Consider the following 19,269-nt stretch of genomic DNA (forward strand, 5'->3'; position numbering starts at 1 on the left):
ATCAACGCCACCACACCAGTTTCTGATCGATCCAGACGAGCACGCCGTAGAACACCATGCTCGCCACCGAAGCGATCAGCACCGCCGACCACACGCTCAGCAGGTCGACCTGCTGGGTCGATTCATAGATCATTCGCCCGAGCCCCGCATAGGCGCCGAGCATCTCGCCGACGATGGCCACGATCATGCTGCGCGGCACGCCGATGCGCAGCGCCGTGACCACCGACGGCATCGCCACCGGCAGGCGCAGCCGCCACACGATCTTGAGCGGCCCCGCGCCGAAGCTGCGCATCAGGTTCACGGCGGCCAGGTCGGCCTGCTTGAGTCCATGCAGCGCGTTGACCAGCATCGCGAAGCCGACGGCCAGCGCCACCAGTGCGATCTTCGATGCGGCGCCAAGGCCGAACCAGATCAGGAACAGCGGCGCATAGGCCACCGTCGGCACCGCGTTCACGGCCACGGCCAGCGGCATCACGACGCGCTCGAGCGGCGGCGCGAGCAGCAGCGCCACCGCCACCAGCAGGCCGAGCACGCTGCCCAGCGCATAGCCGCCAAGCGCCTCGCCGAGCGTGGCCAGCAACGCCGCCATGAGACGGCCGGTGTCGGTGAAGGCATGCTGCACGATCGCGCCCAGGCTCGGCAGCACGAAGGGCGGAATCCTGAAGAGCAGGATCGCGCCTTCCCACACCGCGAGCAGCACGATGACGCTCAGCACCACCGGCACCACGGGCGATGCGCTCAGCTTTCGCTGCGCCACCATACGAGCCTCCTTTCCACGAAAGTGAGCGCGCCGTAGAGCAGCGCCCCCATCAGCCCGCAGGCAAACATCACGACCCACAGGCGCAGCACCAGGTCGGCGTTCATCGCCTCCATCAGCATCACGCCCAGACCCACGGTCTCGCCGAACCATTCGCCCACCACCGAGCCGATCAGGCTCAGGCCGATGGCCACGCGCAGGCCCACCATGATCTGCGGCAGCGCCGAGGGCACGGCCAGCTTGAAGAACATGACGAAGCGACCGGCGCCAAAACTCTTCATCAGCGCAATGCGCTGCGGGTCGCACGACTTGAGGCCGCGCAAGGTGTTCACCGTCACCGGGAAGAAGGTGAGGAAGAACGCGGTCATCACCTTGGCAAGCAGCGAGTTGCCGAACCAGATGACGATCAACGCACCGAAGGCCACCACCGGCACGGTCTGCGACACCACGAACAGCGGAAACACCGAACGCTCCATCCAGCGCGAGTAGGTGAACACGGTGCCGCAGAGGCAGCCGAACACCGCGCCCATCGCGAAGCCCAGCACGGTTTCGAGCAGCGTGCGGCCAAAGCCGCGCAGGAGCTGCGGCCACACCGACCACGCGTCCTGCGCAATCGCGCTCAGCGCCGGCAGGTAGCGAGGCGAAGGCGCGAAGGCATGCACCGCAATCTCCCAGACGACGGCGAGCCCGACGAAGGCCAGCACGGGCGAGCGCAGCATGCGTTGCATCGGCAAGCTCACGAGGCGCGCTCCTCCTGGGCGAAGGTCTTGCGGCTTTCCTCCTCGATCTCCGCGAGCAGGCGCTGCTTGAGGCCGATGAACTCCGGCGACAGCACGATCGACGGATCGCGCGGGCGCGGCAGGTCGACCACCGTCTCGCTCTTGACCGTGCCGGGCCGCGCCGTCATCACCAGCACCCTGTCGCCGAGCACGATGGCTTCGTCGATGTCGTGCGTGATGAAGAGCACCGTGCGGCGATGGCGCGCCCAGATCTCGAGCAGCCAGTGCTGCATGCGGCTGCGCGTGAGCGCGTCGAGCGCACCGAAGGGCTCGTCGAGCAGCAGCAGATCGCGCTCGAACAGGAAGGTGCGCATCAGCGCCACGCGCTGGCGCATGCCGCCCGAGAGCTGGTGCGGGTAGTGGTCGGCAAAACCGGTGAGGCCGAACTCCGGCAGCATGGCGCGCGCACGCTCGCGCGCCTCCTTGCGCGGCACGCCCTCCACTTCGAGCGCGAGGATGGCGTTGTCCAGCACGGTGCGCCACGGAAACAGCAGGTCGCGCTGCGGCATGAACGACACCTTGCCCAGCAGCTGGCCGTCGCGCTGCGGCGTGCCGCCGAACAGCAGAGATCCGTCGTCGTCGGGCGGCAGCAGCCCCGCAATCATGTTGAAGAGCGTCGACTTGCCGCAACCCGAAGGGCCCACGAGCGTGACGAACTCGCTCTTCGCGATCCGCAGGTCGACGCCGGACACCGCCACCGTCTGCGCCTGGCCGTCGCCGAAGCGCTTCCACACGTTGACGAGTTCGAGCATCGGCGGTGCGGCCGTGCCTGCGGCGGCGGGCGGCATCACTTCGTGAGGCATGAACTTCATGATCGTGCGGCGGCTCAGAACTTCTTGTCGGTGGCCGGCACCTGCGTCCAGAAGCTCGGGTCGTAGGCCTTCGACAGGTCGGCCGGCGCCTTCAGCGCCTTGTAGCCCACCAACTGGGTCTGCATCTTCTCGACCGTCGGCAGGTCGATGGCGAGGATGCCGTCGGTCGTGCCCTTGCCGGCCTTCACGAGCTTCTCGAACTCGTCGAGCATCGCTTCCTGGTGCGCGCGGTTCAGGCTGGGCGATGCGGCCATGACGATGTCGATGGCTTCCTTCTTGTTCTGCAGCGCGTACTTCCAGCCCTTGATGGTCGCGTTCATGAAGGCCTGCACCTGCTGCGGCTTTTCGTTGCGGTATTTCTCGGACACGAGCACCGTGTCCTGCTGCACGATCACGCCGTAGTCATCGGGCTTGATGAGCGTGAGCTTGTCGCCCAGGCCCTGCGCCTTGAGCACGTTGAGTTCGTTGTAGTAGGTGGCGGCGGCCACGTCGAACTGCTTCTCGACGAAAGGCGCCATCGAGCCCGACTGCGGCACGATGGTCAGGTCGCCCTGCTTCATGCCGGCCGAAGCGAGCATCGAATAGAGCGTGTACTGCGTGCCGGTGAACCACGTGGCCACCTTCTTGCCCGCGAAGTCCTTCACCTGGGTGATGCCCGAATCCTTGTAGGTGACATAGGTGAAGGGCGTGGTCTGCACCGTGACGCCGATGCACACCAGCGGCAGGCCTTTCTCGCGCGCCAGCAGCACCGTCTCCGTGCCGCCGGCGAGGCCGAAGGTGTCGTTGCCCGAGGCGACGAGGGTCTCGACGTTGAGATTGGGCCCGCCCGGATTGATCGTCAGGTCGAGGCCACCCTGGTCGTAGAAGCCCTTGGCCTTGGCCACGTAGAAGCCGGCGAACTGCGCCTGCGCCAGCCATTTGAGGCGCAGCGACACCTTCTCCGCAGCGGATGCCGGCAGGCTCGCAAGAAGCGCCATCGACGCTGCGGCGAGAGTCAGGAAACGCAAGGACTTGAAAGACATGTGGAAGGCCTCATGGATACAAAAAACTCTTTAAGCAGTATCCATGCCACGTCATTTCAGGCGGTTTTACGGCCTCCGGGGCGGCGAATTGGCCCGGAACATGCACTCCCGCATGGCCTCTGCCCCAATTTGAATCCTCCATGAACCGAATCCATGCGCTCACCGATCTCTCCGCCCGCGAAGCCGCGGAGCAGATGGCGCGAGGCGAGCTCCGCACCGCAGACTATGTGGATGCGCTGCTGCGGCGCAGTACCGCAGCCGCCTCCCTCGGTGGCCTGCTGCACCAGGACGCGCAGCGCCTTCGCAGTGAGGCCTTGGCGCTCGACGCAGCGCCCCGGCCTGCCGCCGGCGCGCGCCCTCTGCATGGCGTGCCGCTCGCGTTCAAGGACAACATCGACGTGGTCGGCTTTCCCACCACCGCCGGCAGCCCGTGGATGGCGGACCACCGTCCGCGCCGCGCGGCGGGCGTGACGCAGCGCCTGCTGGCTGCGGGTGCGCTGGTGCTTGGCAAGACGAATCTGCACGAGTGGTCGCAAGGCGTCACCGGCCACAACCACGCGTTCGGCCCGTCGCGCAACCCCTTCGATCCCTCGCGCATTTCAGGCGGCTCGAGCGGTGGCAACGCAACATTGCTCGGCATGCGCGCCGTTCCCGCGGCCATCGGCACGGACACGGGCGGCTCGGTCCGGGTGCCCGCCGCGCTGTGCGGCCTGGTCGGCTTCAGGCCCACCATCGGCCGCTGGCCTGGGGACGGACTTGTGCCGATCTCGCCCACCTTCGACACCGCAGGCGCCATGGCGCGCAACGTGGACGACTGCGTGCTGATCGACCATGCCATCGCCGATGGCCCGCTGCGGCTGGCGCCGGCGCCGCTCGCTGGCGTGCGCCTGGGCGTGCCGCAGCGCTACTTCTGGGACGAGATCGATCCGCCGGTGGCTGCACTGGCGCAGGACGCGCTCGAGCGGCTGCGCAGCGCTGGCGCGGTGCTGGTGCCCTGCGATCTGGGCGAAGCCGGCGCGCTGTTCCAGCAGGGCTCCATGTCGATCTCTCTCTACGAGATCCTGCCTGCGCTGCAGGCCTACTTCGCGCGCCACGAGCACCCCTTCGATGCCCGCGCACTCGCCGATGCCGTCGTGAGCCCCGACGTCCGGCCGCTGTTCGAGCGCCTGTTCGGACCGGGCGCGATCGGCACGCCGGCCTACCGCCACGCGCTCGGCGTGCTGCGCCCGCGCATGCAGGAGGCGTATCGCCGCTGCTTCGCGCAGAACGCCATCGCCGCGCTGGTGTTCCCGACCAGCCCGCTCTGCGCGGCGCGCATCGGCGAAGACGTGGAGGTCATGCTGTGCGGCCGGCCGGTATCGGCCTTCTCCGCCTACATCCGCAACACGGGTCCGGCCGGCATGGCGGGACTGCCCGCGCTGAGCCTGCCGATGGGCCTCGCGCGCGGCAGCCTGCCCGCGGGAATGGAACTGACAGGCCCGGCCGGATCGGACAGTGCGCTGCTCGCGCTGGCGCTCGCCATCGAAGCCGTTCTTCCACCCGCTCCGGTAGCGCCCGCCATCGCCTGAAGGCTTACATCGCTTCGCGCGGGCGGCTGTCGCGGCATGCCTGCGCCCTCTGCAATCGTTGCACCATGCACACCATGGACACCCGACCGATCTTTCCTTCCTGGTGGCGCGTCGGCGCACTCGCCTATACGGCCGCGGGCGTGGTGTGCGTTGTTTCGAGCGCGGCCTTTCCGGACAGCGAGATGGCCATGCTGGTGGCGATCGCCGGGGCCCTGCCATGGTCGCTCGCCCTGCTGACGCTCGACCTTGCGCCGGGCGTGGCGCGGACCGCACTGCTCCTGCTGACCGGAGGCTGGGCCGTCAACGCGGGACTCTTCTGGTGGCTGGCGCTGCGGCGCCCGGCGCATCGGCTGCCGGCGCAGGACGACTGACGACGCATCGCCGAAGGCCTTTCGGTGCGATCATTTCGCCATTCGTTCATCGCGCCGGCGCGCGCCCCGCAAAGGTTTCCCATGCTTCCTGATTCACAAGTCAACAAACCGCTGATCGGAATTGCCGGCGGTCGGCAGTCGCTCGACACGCCGGCGCTGCTGCTCGATCTTGGCGCGCTGACGCGCAACATCGAGCGCATGGCCGCCTTTGCCAAGGCGCGTGGCGTCGGCCTGCGGCCGCATGTGAAAACGCACAAGTCGGTGGAGATCGCGCGCCGCCAGGTGGCCGCGGGTGCCATCGGCGTGAGCTGCGTCACGCTGGGCGAGGCCGAGGTCATGGTCAGGGCCGGCATTCCGGACGTGCTGATCACCTCGCCGGCCGTCACGCCGAGCAAGATCGCGCGCGTGGTCAGGCTGGCCAGGCTGGCCGGCCCCGGCGGAATGATGGTGGTGGTGGACGACCCGCGCAATGCCGCCGACCTGGCCGCCGCCACGCTCGGCCTGCCGCATCCTCTCGAAGTGCTGGTCGACTACGGCGCCGGCTACAACCGCACGGGCGCGGCCAGCGAGGCGCAGGTGCTCGAGCTCGCGCGCTGCATTGCGGCCGAGCCGCGCCTGAAGCTGCGCGGGCTGCAGGCCTACGCCGGCAACCTGCAGCACATCGTCGACCGGCAGCAGCGCAGCGCCGCCGCGGCCGGCCTGCGCGAAGCCATCGCGCGCATCGTCGCGGACGCCGAGCGCAGCGGCATTCACTTCGAGATCGTCACGGGCGCGGGTACCGGCACGCACGACCTCGACGCGCAGCGGGACGCCTTCACCGAATTGCAGGCGGGCTCCTACGTGTTCATGGACGCGGAATATGCGCAGGTGCTGCAGGGCAGCCCGGGGCAGCCTTCACCGTTCGAGGTGTCGCTGTTCGTCCAGACGGCGGTGGTGAGCACCAATGCGGCGGAATGGGTCACCGTGGACGGCGGCACCAAGTGCTTTGCCACCGACTGCGGCGTGCCGCTGGTGGCACGCGGTGCCGATCCGGCGAGCCGCTACGCTTTCTTCGGCGACGAGCACGGCAAGCTGTTCTGCGCCGGGCAGCGGCCCGCGCTCGGCGACCGGGTGGAGTTCATCACGCCGCATTGCGACCCGACCGTCAACCTGCACGACGCCTACCATGTGGTCGACGGCGACACGCTGGTCGCGATCTGGCCGGTGGATGCGCGCGGCAGGCACTGAAAACCCGCATCAGGGTCGCGGCGGGGCGTGCGGCCGGTTTCCCGCGCTCGTCAGGCGCGCGGCAAGGCTGCAAGAAAGGTCGCTACGACGATGGCGGCCGCACGGTCCAACTGGAGGACATCGGCCACCTCCAAGGAGTGCGGCGCATTGCGTACGCTCCCGCCGGCCGGCTCGCGGATTTCCACCAGCACTTCTGCCGCCAATTCGCGATCGCTGCGCGGCTGGCCGTCGGGATGCATCACCCACTCGTCCACCTGGTCGAACGGAATGCTGCGGAACACCGCGACGACGGGCAAGTACCTGTAGCGATCCTCGCCCACCAGCACGGGCAAACTGAGGTTGCAGAAAAAAGTGGTCGACATGCAGAGCGCCGTCGCAATCAAAAGGATTAATTGTTAGGGAATGTGACCAAGACATCCACCTTTCCCGGCCCTTTTTCCTTTGCGAGACGTGACCTTCCTCACACAAAGTGAAGCTTTGTGGTGGAGATCGCACACCTACAAGGATACTTAATTCTTACATACCGCCGGCTGGGTGTGTCGATTTGCTTGTTTTCTGCACCAAAAAGGCAAAAAAAAGACCGGAATCCGGCCTTTGGGGGTCCTCCCTGGGGCGGGGCTCAGGCCGGCGAGCTGAATCGCGGCGGCCGCCGCTCGATGTTGGCCTGCACGGCCTCCTTCTGGTTCGCGCTTCCGATCAAGGCCTGCTGCTCCACCGATTCGGCGATCAGCAGCTCGGCCGCGCTGTGCGACAGCGCCGCATTGAGCAGGCGCTTGCCCGCCCGGATGGCGTCGGGGCTCTTGACCGCGATGCCGTGCGCCATCTGAAGCGCCTCGGCGAGCGGATCGGCCGCCAGCCGCGTGGCAAAGCCGAGCTGCAGGGCTTCCTCGCCCGAGAAGATGCGGCCCGTGAAGGTGAGTTCGCGCACCACGTCGCTGCGCGCGAGTTCGCGCATCAGCACCATGCCGCCCATGTCGGGCACCAGGCCCCACTTGATTTCCATCACCGACAGCTTGGTGTCGGGCGCCACGATGCGGATGTCGGCCCCCAGCGCCACCTGGAGGCCGCCGCCGAAAGCCACGCCGTGCACGGCGGCAATGACGGGCACCGGCACCTCGCGCCAGGCCATGGCCACGTACTGCGCCGCGTTCGAGATGCCGTGCGTGCGCGCGGACAGGTCGGTGCCGCCCGCGGCCGCGCCCAGCACCGCGCTGGCGGCCCCCTGCCCCATGCGCTCGAAGGAGGCCATGTCCAGCCCCGCGCAGAACGCCTTGCCCTGGCCGGAAATGACCACCGCGCGCACCGCCGCGTCTTCGCGCAGGGCCTCGCCCGCTTCGATCAGCGCATCGAACATCGCGGGATCGAGCGCGTTCATCTTGTCCGCACGTGCAAGCTGCAGTTGCACCACGCCGTCGGGGTGGCGGGTCCATTCGATTCGCTCGGCCATGGCAGTGTCTCCTTCGGTCTTCGCGCCAGTATCGCCCGGCACGGGCGCTCGGCGATGATGGCGCCTGTCGCCTACCCAACACCCCCTGGACCCATGCCCCTGGACCGCCGCATCTTTCTGCAATCGGGTGCCGCCGCCGTGGTGGCGCTGCTCCATTCCCAGGGCACCAGCGCGCCCGCCGGCCCGGCCCGGCCCGTGCTCGGCTTCACCGCGGTGCCGGCGTCGCTGCGCGATGCGGTGGTGGTGCCGCCCGAATACGAATGGCAGCTGCTCTATCCCTGGGGCACGCCCACCGGCATCGCGGAGCATCCCATGCCGGCCTTCGCGCCCGACGGCAGCAACAGCGCCGCCGACCAGGCGCTGCAGGCCGGCATGCATCACGATGGCATGCACTTCTTTCCGCTCGCGTCATCGGACCGCGGCCTGCTCGTGATGAACCACGAGTACACCGACGAGCAACTGCTCCATGCCGACGGCAGCAAGGAGTGGATCGCCGAGAAGGTGCGCAAGTCGCTGCATGCGATGGGCGTCTCGGTCATCGAGATCCGCCGCACGCGCGATGGCTGGCGCCAGGTGCGGCCCTCGCCCTACGCGCGGCGCGTGCACGGGCAGACGCCCATGCGCATCGCCGGCCCCGCCGCGGGCGCGGCGCCGATGCGCACCGCCGCCAATCCGGCCGGCGACGAAGTGCTCGGTACCTTCGCCAACTGCGCGATGGGCGTCACGCCCTGGGGCACCTACCTGAGCTGCGAAGAAAACTTCCACGGCTACTTCGGCGGGCCGAAGGAAGCGGCAAAGGACGCCACGTCCGCGCAGCGCCGCTACGGCACGGTGCCGGGCTCGCAGTGGGTGGAGTACTGGCGCTTCGAGGAACGCTTCGACATGAGCCGGCATCCGAACGAGCCCCACCGCTTCGGCTGGGTGGTGGAAATCGATCCCTTCGATCCCGCGGCCAAACCGGTCAAGCGCACCGCGCTCGGACGCAAGCGCCAGGAAAGCGCGACCTGCACGCTCGCCAGGGACGGGCGTGTCGTCGTCTACATGGGCGACGACGCCAGGTTCGAATACATCTACAAGTTCGTGAGCCACGGCAAGGTCTCGATGGCCGGCGACGGCTCCCGGGCTTCCGCCAACAGCCGCCTGCTCGACGAAGGCACGCTCTATGCCGCACGCTTCGATGCCGGCGGCCGCGGCCAGTGGCTCGAACTCGTGCACGGCCGCAACGGCCTCGACGCGGACAGCGGCTTCGCCGGCCAGGCCGAGGTGCTGATCCACGCCAGGCTGGCCGCCGACGCAGTGGGCGCCACCAAGATGGACCGCCCCGAATGGATCGCAGTGCATCCGCAGACCGGCGAGGTGTACGTCACGCTCACCAACAACAGCCAGCGCGGCGAGCCGGGCAAGCCCGCGCCCGATGCGGCCAACCCGCGTGCCGGCAACCTCTTCGGTGGCATCCTGCGCTGGCGCGAGGACGGCGGCGATGCCGGCAGCGCGAGCTTCGGCTGGGACCACTTCGCGCTGGCCGGCGATCCCGCGCAGGCGGGCAGCGGCGCGCGCTATCCATCGGACGACGCCGATGTCTTCGGCAGCCCCGACGGCCTGCATTTCGACAGCGGCGGCCTGCTCTGGATCCAGACCGACATGAGCGGCCAGCTCATCGGCAAGCCGCCTTATGCCGCGCTCGGCAACAACCAGATGCTGTGCGCCGATCCGGCCACGGGCCGCATCAAGCGCTTCCTCACGGCGCCGAGTGGCAGCGAGGTCACGGGCTGCGTGGTGACGCCCGACCGGCGCACGCTGTTCGTCAACATCCAGCACCCGGGCGAATCGCGCGACGATGGCAGCGCCGCACCCAACAGCGCCTGGCCCGACGGCACCGTGCCCGGCAGCGCGCGGCCGCGCTCGGCCACGCTTGCGATCCGCCGGCGCGATGGCGCTATCGTCGGCACCTGAAGCCAACTGAGAGAGAAAGGAGACCCTGCATGAGCATCCGCATCGTTCGCCTGGGCACGCCGCGCACGGCCGGAGAGGGCCTGCGCATCGGCACCGTGCGCCGTCCGCCGCGCGGCGTTCCGAAGACCGAGTTCGCATCGCAGGACTGGTATGACGTGTGGTACCCCAATCTCGCGCCTTCCGCGGAGACCATGAAGCTGGGCCAGGAGGCGGAAACCCCTGTGCAGTGGAATGCCTTCATGCGCAAGTACAAGTCCGAGATGGCCGAGGCCGATGCAAGCCGCAGCATCGACCTGCTGGCCGCCCTGTCGCACACGGCGGCGTTTTCGGTCGGCTGCTACTGCGAGGACGAATCGCGCTGCCACCGCTCGCTGCTGCGCGGCCTGCTGGCCGAGCGCGGGGCGGACATCGCGAACTGATCCGTTCAGACCGGCGGCAGGGCGACGAAGGCCGGCAGTTTTTCCGCAGCGGCTGCAAAGGCTGCGAGCGACGGGCAGTCGGCTGGCGCGACCAGTTCGGGAAGCATCATTTGCGTGAAGCCCCATGCCACGGCGCTGGTCAGCCCGGCCTGGCCAAGGGCGGCTTCATCGGCCACCGCGGGCAGCTTCGCAATCTCGGCCTCGAGCCCCGCATAGGCGGCAGCCAGCTGGCCCCGCACCCTGTCGACCCATGGCGCATGCTGCTTCTCGGGCGGGCGCAGCTTGCGCTCGTAGACGATCTGCACCGTCTTCTCGCAGGCCGCGAGCGCGAGCCCCAGCACCCGCAGCGCACGCAGCCGCTCGGCGCCGCCCGCGGGCATGAGGCTGCGGCCCGCGATGGTTTCCGCATGGTCGATGATCAGCGTGGAATCCATCAGCAGCGTGCCGTCGTCGCACACCAGCGTCGGCGCCTTGACCACGGGATTGATCGCCCGGAACTGTTCGAAAGTGCTGAAGACCGAGATCGACCGGTGTTCGAACGCAAGCCCCAGCAGGCGCAGCGAAATGGCCGCGCGGCGCACGTAGGGGGAGTCGAGCATGCCGATGAGTTGCATCTTGTTTTTTCCTGAGGGATGGGCCGCAACGATAACGCCAGTCAGCGCTGCGCCTTGTCCTTCTGGTTCTGCGCCTCGATGCGCTCGCGCGCGGCCTGCCAGTCGTCGTCGCTCCATTGCCGCAGCTCGTAGAAGTTGCCGCCCGTGGCCAACGCGTTGCCGCCGTCCATCATGATGCTCTGGCCGGTGAGCCAGTCGCACTGGCCGGGCGCCATGAGGAAGGCCGCGAGGTTCTGCAGCTCGCTCATGCGGCCGGTGCGCGCCATCGGGTTGCTCTTCTTGCTGCGCGCGCCGGGCTCCTCGCCGGGATTGAGGCGCTTGCTCATGCCCTCGGTCGGGATCTCGCCCGGCCCGACGGCGTTCAGGCGAATGCCATGGCGCGCCCACTCCACCGCGAGCGACTTGGTCATGACCTCGATGCCGGCCTTGCTCATGGCCGACGGCACGACGTAGGGGCTGCCGTTGTCGACCCATGTCACGATGATGCTCATGACGCTGCGCATCGCATCGCCCTGCTTCCACTTGCCGGCCTTGGCCTCGGCCACCCAGCGCTTGCCCACGGCCTGCGTGACGTAGAAGCTGCCATGGAAGACGATGTTCGCAATGGCATCGAAGGCGCGCGGCGAAAGGCTCTCGGTCGGCGCGACGAAGTTGCCGGCGGCGTTGTTGACGAGTCCCGTGAGCCCGCCGCTCTGGAACAGGCTCTCGACCATCTCGTCGACGCTCTGGGCCACGCGGATGTCCACGCCGAAGGTGTCGATGCGGCGCCCGGGAAACTGCTGGCGCCACTCGGCCGCGGTTTCCTCGCAGACCGACTGGCGCCGGCCGCAGATGGCCACGTCGGCGCCCAGGCCCAGAAAGCGCTCGGCCATGGCCCGGCCCAGGCCGGTGCCGCCGCCGGTCACGAGAATGCGCTGGCCGCTCATGAGGGAAGGTTCGAACATGGTGGGTCTCCTTGGTCGTTGCGGCAGCGCCAAGGCAGGGAGCGCCGCCATCGCACATGCTACGCGCGCTGCCGTGCCGCGGCTTGCGAAATCCGGCCCCCCGCGCCGAGTCAGAATGGCAGCCGACCTGTTCCCTGGAAATCCGCCCATGCCAACTTCCAAAGCCTCCCCCTTCCAGCCGCTTGCGGGCGTGCGCGTGCTGAGCCTTGCGCTCAACCTTCCTGGACCCGCGGCGCTGCTGCGCTGCCGGGCCATGGGGGCTATCTGCGTGAAGCTCGAGCCGCCTGCCGGCGACCCGATGGCGCACTACAACAAGACCGCTTACGCCGCGCTGCACGAGGGCGTCGCCGTTCGCACCGCCGACCTCAAGACCGAGGCGGGACGGCAGCAGCTGCACGCGGAACTCGCACAGACGGACGTGCTGCTGACCTCGTTCCGTCCTTCGGCCTTGGCCAAGCTCGGCCTCGACCGGGCCGCGCTGCAGGAGCAGCATCCCCGGCTGTCGCAAGTGGCGATCGTCGGTGCGCCCGGCGCACGCGCCGAGGAACCGGGCCACGACCTGACCTACCTCGCCGAAAGCGGCCTCGTCACCGGCACCGAGCTGCCGCCCACGCTCTTTGCCGACATGGGCGGCGCGCTGCTCGCGAGCGAGGCCGTGCTGCAGGCCACCCTGCACGCGCGAACGGCGCCCGGCGCGAACGGGCTGTACCTCGAAGTGGCGCTCAACGCCTCGGCCGACTGGCTGGCGCTGCCGCGCACCTGGGGCCTCACGCAGCCCACGGGCGCAGTGGGCGGCGCGCACGCGGGCTACCGCGTCTATCCCTGCGCCGACGGCCGCGTGGCGGTGGCGGCGCTGGAGCCGCATTTCGCGGCCCGGCTCTGCGAGGCCGCGGGCGTGTCGCCGCCCGACATGATGGCGCCGGCCACGCACACCGCGCTGGCCGCCTGGCTCGCAACGCGCACGCGCGCCGAGCTCGACGCCATGGGCCGCGAGCGCGACGTACCGCTGCTCACGCTGGCCGGCTGACGCAGCGGCCGGCCAGCGCGGCCTGCGTCCTCAGGACGCCGGCAGGCGCAGCTCGCCGAGCTTGCGGTCGAGCCTGATGAGCCAGATGCGGGTCGGCCGCTCCAGGTCGGAGCCGCGCGTGATGCGCGCGCCGGTGGCGCCCGCGGGGCAGCCGCTGAGCACGCCGCTGGCGTCGGCCGTGCAGTCCTCGACGCTGCCGGCCAGGGTCTTGCCATCGGCATCGAGCAGCACCGTACCCAGGCCGAAGTCGTTGTCGTTCACCAGCGCCAGCGTCTGGTCGTCCACGATCGTCAGGCCCTCCGCCTTCTCGGCCAGCCAGCCCAGTGCGTTGAGGTCGAGCAGCTCGGTCTTGCGCATCGTGACCACGCTCGAATAGTCGGCGGTACCCGAGGGCGCCTGCGTGATGCTGCTGATCTCCAATTCGTAGTCGAAGGCCTTGATGTCCGTCGCGTTGGCCGGCAGCTCCACCAGCATCAGCTTGTTGAACACCTTGCCGTCGCTCTTGCGCGCGCCCTGCTCGATCACGATGAAGCGGCCGTTGCCCAGGCTCACCACGTCGCCGAGCTTGGCGTTGCCGGTGCGGTCCTTGTCGTACTGGCTGCCGTCGATCGGGTAGGCGTAGAGCTTCGAGGTCTCGGTGGCCGGGTCGAAGGCGAGCCAGCGCGTGAACTTCGCGATGTGGCGCACGTCGGTGTTGCTGCCGCCCGGCGGCCTGGCCTTGATCGACTTGCCGCTGCCGTCGCGCGGATCGATCGGGCTCTGCAGGAAGCCGTGCAGCACGCCGCTCGCGGCATCGATCGTCAAACCTTCCATGCCGCGGTTGGGCCGGCGCCGCGCCAGCACCGGCGGCAGGTCGGCAGCGCCGCTGCCGGGCGCGTATTTCTTCTCGACCACGCCGGTCGCCATGTTGATGCGCACGATGAAGGGGCCGTATTCGTCACTGGTCCACAGCACGTTGCGCGCCTTGTCGAGCACCAGCGTCTCGGGGTCGAGGCCGTTGGCGTCGTAGTTCGCCTTGGCGGCATCGAACACGTAGCGGTCGGTCAGCGGCGTCTCGCCGGTCGAGCCCACGCCGGACTGCGGCGGCAGTCCGGTGATCTTGCTGCCGGCATCGCGCCTGAGCGGCAGGCTCGAGGCGAGCACGGCGCCCGTCTTGCCAATGCGCACGATGCCGAAGCTCGGCGCGAACGACGGCGCCGGGAACACCTTGCTGATGCTGGTGGCGCCATTGCCGCCGGGCACGGGCGCGGTCGGGCCGTCGCCGTTCGGGCCACGGTCGGTGATCGCATAGAACTCGAGCGTGCCGTCGTCCGCCTTGCCCTTGAACGCGAGCCCCGAGCCGTAGGCCGGCAGGAAGCCCTGCGGAAAGTCGGCCCTGGTCTTCTCGTTGTCGCCCTCGTAGGGCACGTTGAAGGCGGCGTCGGCCTGCAATTGGTAGCGGGTGACGCCGAGCCCGATGGTGCCGAGCGCGTTGGTCTGCGTGAAGGCTTCGGTCACCGGTGCGGCAAGGCGCGAGGCCAGCGTGTTCTCGAAGTGTTCGCGCGCCAGCATGCGGCGGCTTGGATCGACCATGCGGGCATTGTAGGGAGCGGGCAGCCCTGCGAGCACCGCATTGAGCGCGGTGTCGAAGCTCTCGGCCGAGGCGCTGAAATCGAGCGCGCCCGCCCTCAGCGCGGCCTTGAGCGCAGGCGCCAGCCGGATGCCGTTCGAGGGATCGCGGTCCTCGTCGAAGCTCTGCAGCGCCAGCAGGCGATTGACGACCGCATCGGCCTTCACGTCGCTGCCACCCGCCAGGGTCAGCGGCGTGATCGCGTCACCACAGGCGGCACTGCCGAGTGCGAGCGCGCCGATGCTGAAGGCCACGGTCTCGCCGTCCTTGCAGGTGAATTCGCCATTCGCGTTGGTGCTGGCCGCGGCGCTGCCGCCCGCGGTGTAGTCGAGGCCCTCGACGGCCGCGTCGAGGAAGGTGCCGGTCTTCGATTGCGCGGCCGGCGGATTGGTGGTGCCGCCACCGCCCGCCACGGGAAATGCCCACCCTCCTCCACCGCCGCTGCCGCCACCGCAGGCGGCGACCAGCGCAGCGGCACCCGCGAGCGCCAGCCAGCCCATCCTCGATCCTCTTGTCTTCTTCGTCATCACTTGTCCTTGTCGTGCGCCTGCGCAACAGGCACAGGCCCCGGCGATTAGCACCGCGGCGTGTGACAAGCCAGTGAAACCAGGAAGACGAGGCTGTGGATGCTCAGCGGCCGGCGCCGTCGCGCTGCCGGTCTTCGCGCTTGATCGCGAGGTAGGTGTCCAGGTCGATCTCGTGCAGCTGCCGCGGATACTGCTCGGCCGCGGCGAACCAGGAGCGCTCCCGCCGCTCGGCCGGCACGCCGGCTCCCGAAGAGAGATAGGCGTCGAGCGTGAGGAAGTAGCGCATCGCATTGCGCTCCACCAGCCCGCGCGTGCCGCGGATGTAGTCGGGCTGGCCATCGGCGTCCCTGCCCATCACGGTGAAGCCCACCTTGTTGCGGCCGAAGGTCGCCAGGTACGCCTGGGTGGCCATGCGAACCATCATGTTGTGGTCGTAGCTGTAGCTGAAATGCAGGAAGCTCCTCTGCCCGTCGAGCGCCACCGCCTCGAGCGTGACGCGGTAGTTGCTGGTTCCGAGCGGTCCTTTGGGCGCATTCATCTCGACCGACAGATATTCCTGCGTCGCGCTGGCCACGCGATAGGCAAAGGGCAGCTGGAACGCCTGCTCGACCGGCTTGTCGTAGCGCCGCACCACGAACAGCGTCAGCATCTCGCCGCCTTGCGGCGCGGTGCCGGTGCGGCAGCGGCGATTGTTGACGTGCAGCGTGAGCAGCTCGCACCAGCGGGAGGGCTCCATGAGCGCGGCGCTGATCTCCGGCAGCGAGTGGTCCACCACCGCATAGATGTCGCCCTGCAGCCCGTTCGGCGTCTCCGTCGAGTCGAGCTGGAGCGGCCGCCCGAAACCGCTCTGCGCGAGCTTGACCCCCATGCGCTGATGGGTGGCGCGCAGCGCCTGCGCCGCGGCCGGGGCCGGGGCCGGCGCGGAGTCGGGCGACGCCCCCAGCGCATGCACAGAAACCGCGAGCAGGATGGCGCCCGCCAGGGTGTGGCCCCATGAAGCCGGCAAGTGGAACGGACTGCTCATGGACCACACCATACACAAGAGACGAGACGGCCGCCGCCCCGGCAGAGGAGAATCGCGGCCATGTCTCCTCCCTTTTCCCGCACGCCATGAAGCGCCAAGGCCGGCTCGTCCGCTGGGAGGCCGAACGGGGGTTCGGCTTCATCCGCAGCCCCGGGGGTTCAGCCGACGTGTTCGTGCACCTGCGCGACTTTGTCGACCGGCAGCTGAAGCCGCAGGTCGGCATGGAACTGGGCTTCGACGAGATCCATGTGGGCGGCAAGGGACCGCGCGCGATGGCGGTCCACGCGGCGGGTGCCGCGCAGCCCCGGGCACGTCGCGCCACAGCCCACCCGCGGGGCCGCCGCGCGACAGCGGCCTCCTCTTCTTCCCCGTCGTCGATGCTGCCCATCGGCGTGCTGCTCCTTGGCTATGCGGGGCTGCTCGGGTATGGCGTATGGACCGCGCGCCTGCCGCCCATTGCCCTGGGCGTGCTGCTGCTGGCCAGCCTGCTGACCTTCGCCGTCTACGGCTTCGACAAGAGCGCCGCGCAGGCCGGCCGCTGGCGTACGGCGGAAAGCACGCTGCATCTGCTCTCGCTGGCGGGGGGATGGCCGGGCGCGTGGTGCGCGCAGCGGCTCTTTCGGCACAAGTCGCGCAAGGCGGGCTTCATGGCGGTCTACTGGGCCACCGTGCTGATGAATATTGCCGCCGTGGCGGCCTGGACCGGCAAGCTGCTGCCCGCGAGCCTGCTCGCGGGCTGAACTCAGCGCGGCTTGCGGATGCTGCCGCGCACCGGGCCGGCGGCGGCCTTGCGCGGCGCCGGCGCCGACCCGTTGTCCCGCGGCGGCAGGCCGGTGTGCTGCGTGAGGATGCGGCCTTTCGAGGGCTTCACCGGTGCCAGCCTGACCGGCGCCGACGCCTTGGCCGCCACCGGCGCGGAGGTCGAGTTCTTGCGCCGCGCGCTCGTGTAGCCGCCATCGGTCAGCGGCTGCCAGGTCGGGATCAGGTGGTGCTTGCCGTTGCCGATCAGGTCGGCGCGGCCCATGCTCTTCAAGGCTTCGCGCAGCAGCGGCCAGTTGTTGGCGTCGTGGTAGCGCAGGAAGGCCTTGTGCAGACGGCGGCGCTTGTCGCCGCGCACGATGTCCACCGTCTCGCTCTCGCGCGTGATCTTGCGCAGCGGGTTCTTGTTGGTGTGGTACATCGTGGTGGCCGTGGCCATCGGGCTCGGGTAGAACGTTTGCACCTGGTCGGCGCGGAAGCCGTTCTTCTTGAGCCAGATCGCGAGGTTCATCATGTCCTCGTCGCTGGTGCCCGGATGTGCGGCAATGAAGTACGGAATCAGGTACTGCTTCTTGCCCGCCTCGGCCGAGAACTTCTCGAACATCTGCTTGAACTTGTCGTAGCTGCCGATGCCGGGCTTCATCATCTTGGTGAGCGGGCCCTGCTCGGTGTGCTCGGGCGCGATCTTCAGGTAGCCGCCGACATGGTGCTGCACCAGTTCCTTCACGTACTCGGGCGACTGCACGGCCAGGTCGTAGCGCAGGCCCGAGCCGATCAGGATCTTCTTGATGCCCTTGAGCGCACGCGCGCGGCGGTAGATCTTGATGAGCGGATCGTGGTTGGTGCCCAGGTTCTGGCAGATGCCCGGGTACACGCAGCTGGGCTTGCGGCAGGCGGCCTCGATCTCGGGGCTCTTGCAGCCGAGCCGGTACATATTGGCGGTGGGGCCGCCCAGGTCGGAGATGGTGCCGGTGAAGCCGCTCACGCTGTCGCGGATGGCCTCGACCTCCTTGATGATCGATTCTTCCGAGCGGCTCTGGATGATGCGGCCCTCGTGCTCGGTGATCGAGCAGAAGGTGCAGCCGCCGAAGCAGCCGCGCATGATGTTCACGCTGAAGCGGATCATTTCCCACGCGGGAATCTTGGTGGCGCCGTCGTGGCTGCCGTTCTCGTCGGCGTAGCGCGGATGCGGACTGCGCGCATACGGCAGGTCGAACACGTGGTCCATCTCGGCCGTGGTGAGCGGAATGGGCGGCGGGTTGATCCACACGTCGCGCGCCGTGGCGCCCTCGCCGTGCGCCTGCACCAGCGCACGGGCGTTGCCGGGGTTGGTCTCGAGATGCAGCACGCGGTTGGCGTGGGCATAGAGCACCGGGTCGGCGCGCACCTGCTCGTACGACGGCAGGCGGATCACGCTGCGGTCGCGCGGCGGCACCTTGATCCTCGCGCGCTGATGGAGCGCGGGGTTCGGCACGAAGGTCAGCGGCTTGATGGCCGGGTTCACCGGGTTCGCCGCCGCAGCGCCTGCCTCGGCGGCCTGCGCCACGGCCTGGGCCTCGTCTTCCTTCGCGCAGGTGGCGCCGTTGGCCTTGGCCTGCTCGGACACCATCAGGTAGGGGTTGACGTGGGCTTCGACGCGGCCGGGTTCGTCGACACTGGTGGAGTTGATCTCGAACCAGTCTTCAGGTGTGTCGCGGCGCACGAAGGCGGTGCCGCGCACGTCGGTGATCTCGTGCACCGGCTCGCGGGCCGCCAGCCGGTGGGCGATCTCGACGATGGCGCGCTCGGCGTTGCCGTACAAGAGCAGGTCGCACTTCGAGTCGACCACGATCGAGCGGCGCACCTTGTCCTGCCAGTAGTCGTAGTGCGCGATGCGGCGCAGCGACCCTTCGATGCCGCCGAGGATGATCGGCACGTCGTTCCAGGCTTCCTTGCAGCGCTGCGAATACACGATGGCCGCGCGGTCGGGCCGCGCGCCGCCGACGTCGCCGGGCGTGTAGGCGTCGTCGCTGCGGATCTTCCGGTCCGCCGTGTAGCGGTTGATCATCGAATCCATGTTGCCGGCGGTCACGCCGAAGAACAGGTTCGGCTTGCCCAGCGCCTTGAAAGGCTCGGCACTCTGCCAGTCGGGCTGGGCGATGATGCCCACGCGGAAGCCCTGCGCCTCGAGCATGCGGCCGATCACGGCCATGCCGAAGCTCGGATGGTCGACATAGGCGTCGCCAGTCACCACGATGATGTCGCAGCTGTCCCAGCCGAGCGCGTCCATCTCCTTGCGCGTGGTCGGCAGGAATTTGGCCGTGCCGAAACGGGCCGCCCAGTACTTGCGGTAGCTGGTCAGCGGCTTGGCGGCACGCGCAAAAAAGGAGACGTCGACGGGGGCGTTCATCAGTGGGGAAGTTGGCAGCGG

Annotated in this window: 18 protein-coding genes; 7 read left to right on the forward strand and 11 right to left on the reverse strand. The window is 68.9% G+C overall.

The features are described 5' to 3' along the window. Position 1: 1 nt before the first annotated feature. From IB278_RS29090 to IB278_RS29105, 4 genes are read right to left on the reverse strand one after another with little or no spacing between them, the layout of a single operon-like run. On the reverse strand, positions 2 to 760 hold the full coding sequence (locus tag IB278_RS29090) for an ABC transporter permease (RefSeq protein ID WP_192327308.1): 759 nt from the start codon (positions 758 to 760) through the stop codon (positions 2 to 4). Next, positions 739 to 1,497, reverse strand: coding sequence for an ABC transporter permease (locus IB278_RS29095; RefSeq protein WP_145743503.1), 759 nt, complete (start codon positions 1,495 to 1,497; stop codon positions 739 to 741). The genes IB278_RS29090 and IB278_RS29095 overlap by 22 nt, the downstream gene beginning before the upstream one ends. After that, the gene (locus IB278_RS29100; protein WP_192327311.1) at positions 1,494 to 2,348 is read right to left on the reverse strand and encodes an ABC transporter ATP-binding protein; all 855 of its coding nucleotides are present in this window, start codon (positions 2,346 to 2,348) and stop codon (positions 1,494 to 1,496) included. Before IB278_RS29100 ends, IB278_RS29095 begins: the two co-directional genes overlap by 4 nt. 14 nt (positions 2,349 to 2,362) lie before the next feature. Then, a complete protein-coding gene (locus tag IB278_RS29105) occupies positions 2,363 to 3,370 on the reverse strand; it encodes an ABC transporter substrate-binding protein (protein WP_145743500.1) in 1,008 nt (335 codons plus the stop codon). A 140-nt stretch (positions 3,371 to 3,510) separates the two neighbouring features. On the opposite strand from IB278_RS29105, the gene IB278_RS29110 reads away from it, so the two are divergent. The 3 genes from IB278_RS29110 to IB278_RS29120 all read left to right on the forward strand — a co-directional run bounded on the left by IB278_RS29110 (position 3,511) and on the right by IB278_RS29120 (position 6,536). Further along, positions 3,511 to 4,938 (forward strand): amidase family protein, encoded by a 1,428-nt coding sequence (locus IB278_RS29110; protein WP_192327331.1) that lies wholly within the window; start codon positions 3,511 to 3,513, stop codon positions 4,936 to 4,938. 74 nt (positions 4,939 to 5,012) lie between these two features. Continuing rightward, positions 5,013 to 5,309, forward strand: a complete 297-nt coding sequence (locus tag IB278_RS29115) for a hypothetical protein (protein WP_225613244.1) — start codon at positions 5,013 to 5,015, stop codon at positions 5,307 to 5,309. Positions 5,310 to 5,390: 81 nt separating this feature from the next. After that, positions 5,391 to 6,536 carry a DSD1 family PLP-dependent enzyme gene (locus IB278_RS29120; protein ID WP_192327334.1) on the forward strand — a complete coding sequence of 382 codons (1,146 nt, stop codon included), beginning with the start codon at positions 5,391 to 5,393 and terminating at the stop codon, positions 6,534 to 6,536. 50 nt (positions 6,537 to 6,586) lie between these two features. On the opposite strand, the gene IB278_RS29125 is transcribed toward IB278_RS29120, so the two are convergent. Both IB278_RS29125 and IB278_RS29130 read right to left on the reverse strand, forming a co-directional pair. After that, entirely contained in the window at positions 6,587 to 6,898 is a 312-nt protein-coding gene (locus IB278_RS29125; RefSeq protein ID WP_145743494.1) for a hypothetical protein, read from the reverse strand. A 257-nt stretch (positions 6,899 to 7,155) separates the two neighbouring features. Further along, positions 7,156 to 7,983: a crotonase/enoyl-CoA hydratase family protein gene (locus IB278_RS29130; RefSeq protein ID WP_145743491.1), complete on the reverse strand. Its 828-nt coding sequence runs from the start codon at positions 7,981 to 7,983 to the stop codon at positions 7,156 to 7,158. A gap of 93 nt (positions 7,984 to 8,076) precedes the next feature. On the opposite strand from IB278_RS29130, the gene IB278_RS29135 reads away from it, so the two are divergent. Continuing rightward, positions 8,077 to 9,936, forward strand: coding sequence for a PhoX family protein (locus IB278_RS29135; protein WP_192327337.1), 1,860 nt, complete (start codon positions 8,077 to 8,079; stop codon positions 9,934 to 9,936). Positions 9,937 to 9,965: 29 nt separating this feature from the next. Next, positions 9,966 to 10,355: a DUF488 domain-containing protein gene (locus IB278_RS29140; protein ID WP_192327340.1), complete on the forward strand. Its 390-nt coding sequence runs from the start codon at positions 9,966 to 9,968 to the stop codon at positions 10,353 to 10,355. A 5-nt stretch (positions 10,356 to 10,360) separates the two neighbouring features. Here IB278_RS29140 and IB278_RS29145 read toward each other — a convergent pair whose 3' ends face one another. Together IB278_RS29145 and IB278_RS29150 are read right to left on the reverse strand one after the other, a co-directional pair. Beyond that, positions 10,361 to 10,969 (reverse strand): glutathione S-transferase, encoded by a 609-nt coding sequence (locus tag IB278_RS29145; RefSeq protein ID WP_145743487.1) that lies wholly within the window; start codon positions 10,967 to 10,969, stop codon positions 10,361 to 10,363. Positions 10,970 to 11,010: 41 nt separating this feature from the next. Beyond that, positions 11,011 to 11,913: an SDR family oxidoreductase gene (locus IB278_RS29150; protein ID WP_145743485.1), complete on the reverse strand. Its 903-nt coding sequence runs from the start codon at positions 11,911 to 11,913 to the stop codon at positions 11,011 to 11,013. Between the two features lie 148 nt (positions 11,914 to 12,061). On the opposite strand from IB278_RS29150, the gene IB278_RS29155 reads away from it, so the two are divergent. Further along, positions 12,062 to 12,940, forward strand: coding sequence for a CoA transferase (locus IB278_RS29155; RefSeq protein ID WP_145743483.1), 879 nt, complete (start codon positions 12,062 to 12,064; stop codon positions 12,938 to 12,940). Positions 12,941 to 12,970: 30 nt separating this feature from the next. On the opposite strand, the gene IB278_RS29160 is transcribed toward IB278_RS29155, so the two are convergent. Next, positions 12,971 to 15,076: an esterase-like activity of phytase family protein gene (locus IB278_RS29160; RefSeq protein ID WP_225613245.1), complete on the reverse strand. Its 2,106-nt coding sequence runs from the start codon at positions 15,074 to 15,076 to the stop codon at positions 12,971 to 12,973. A 103-nt stretch (positions 15,077 to 15,179) separates the two neighbouring features. Next, entirely contained in the window at positions 15,180 to 16,100 is a 921-nt protein-coding gene (locus IB278_RS29165) for a hypothetical protein (RefSeq protein WP_225613246.1), read from the reverse strand. An 86-nt stretch (positions 16,101 to 16,186) separates the two neighbouring features. On the opposite strand from IB278_RS29165, the gene IB278_RS29170 reads away from it, so the two are divergent. Next, positions 16,187 to 16,840 carry a DUF1294 domain-containing protein gene (locus tag IB278_RS29170; RefSeq protein ID WP_192327346.1) on the forward strand — a complete coding sequence of 218 codons (654 nt, stop codon included), beginning with the start codon at positions 16,187 to 16,189 and terminating at the stop codon, positions 16,838 to 16,840. Positions 16,841 to 16,842: 2 nt separating this feature from the next. Here the strand turns inward: IB278_RS29170 and IB278_RS29175 are convergent, their stop codons facing one another. After that, the gene (locus IB278_RS29175; RefSeq protein ID WP_192327349.1) at positions 16,843 to 19,248 is read right to left on the reverse strand and encodes a YgiQ family radical SAM protein; all 2,406 of its coding nucleotides are present in this window, start codon (positions 19,246 to 19,248) and stop codon (positions 16,843 to 16,845) included. Between the last annotated feature and the right edge of the window lie 21 nt (positions 19,249 to 19,269).

Source organism: Variovorax sp. VRV01, from assembly GCF_014852545.1.
GTDB lineage: Bacteria > Pseudomonadota > Gammaproteobacteria > Burkholderiales > Burkholderiaceae_C > Variovorax > Variovorax beijingensis_A.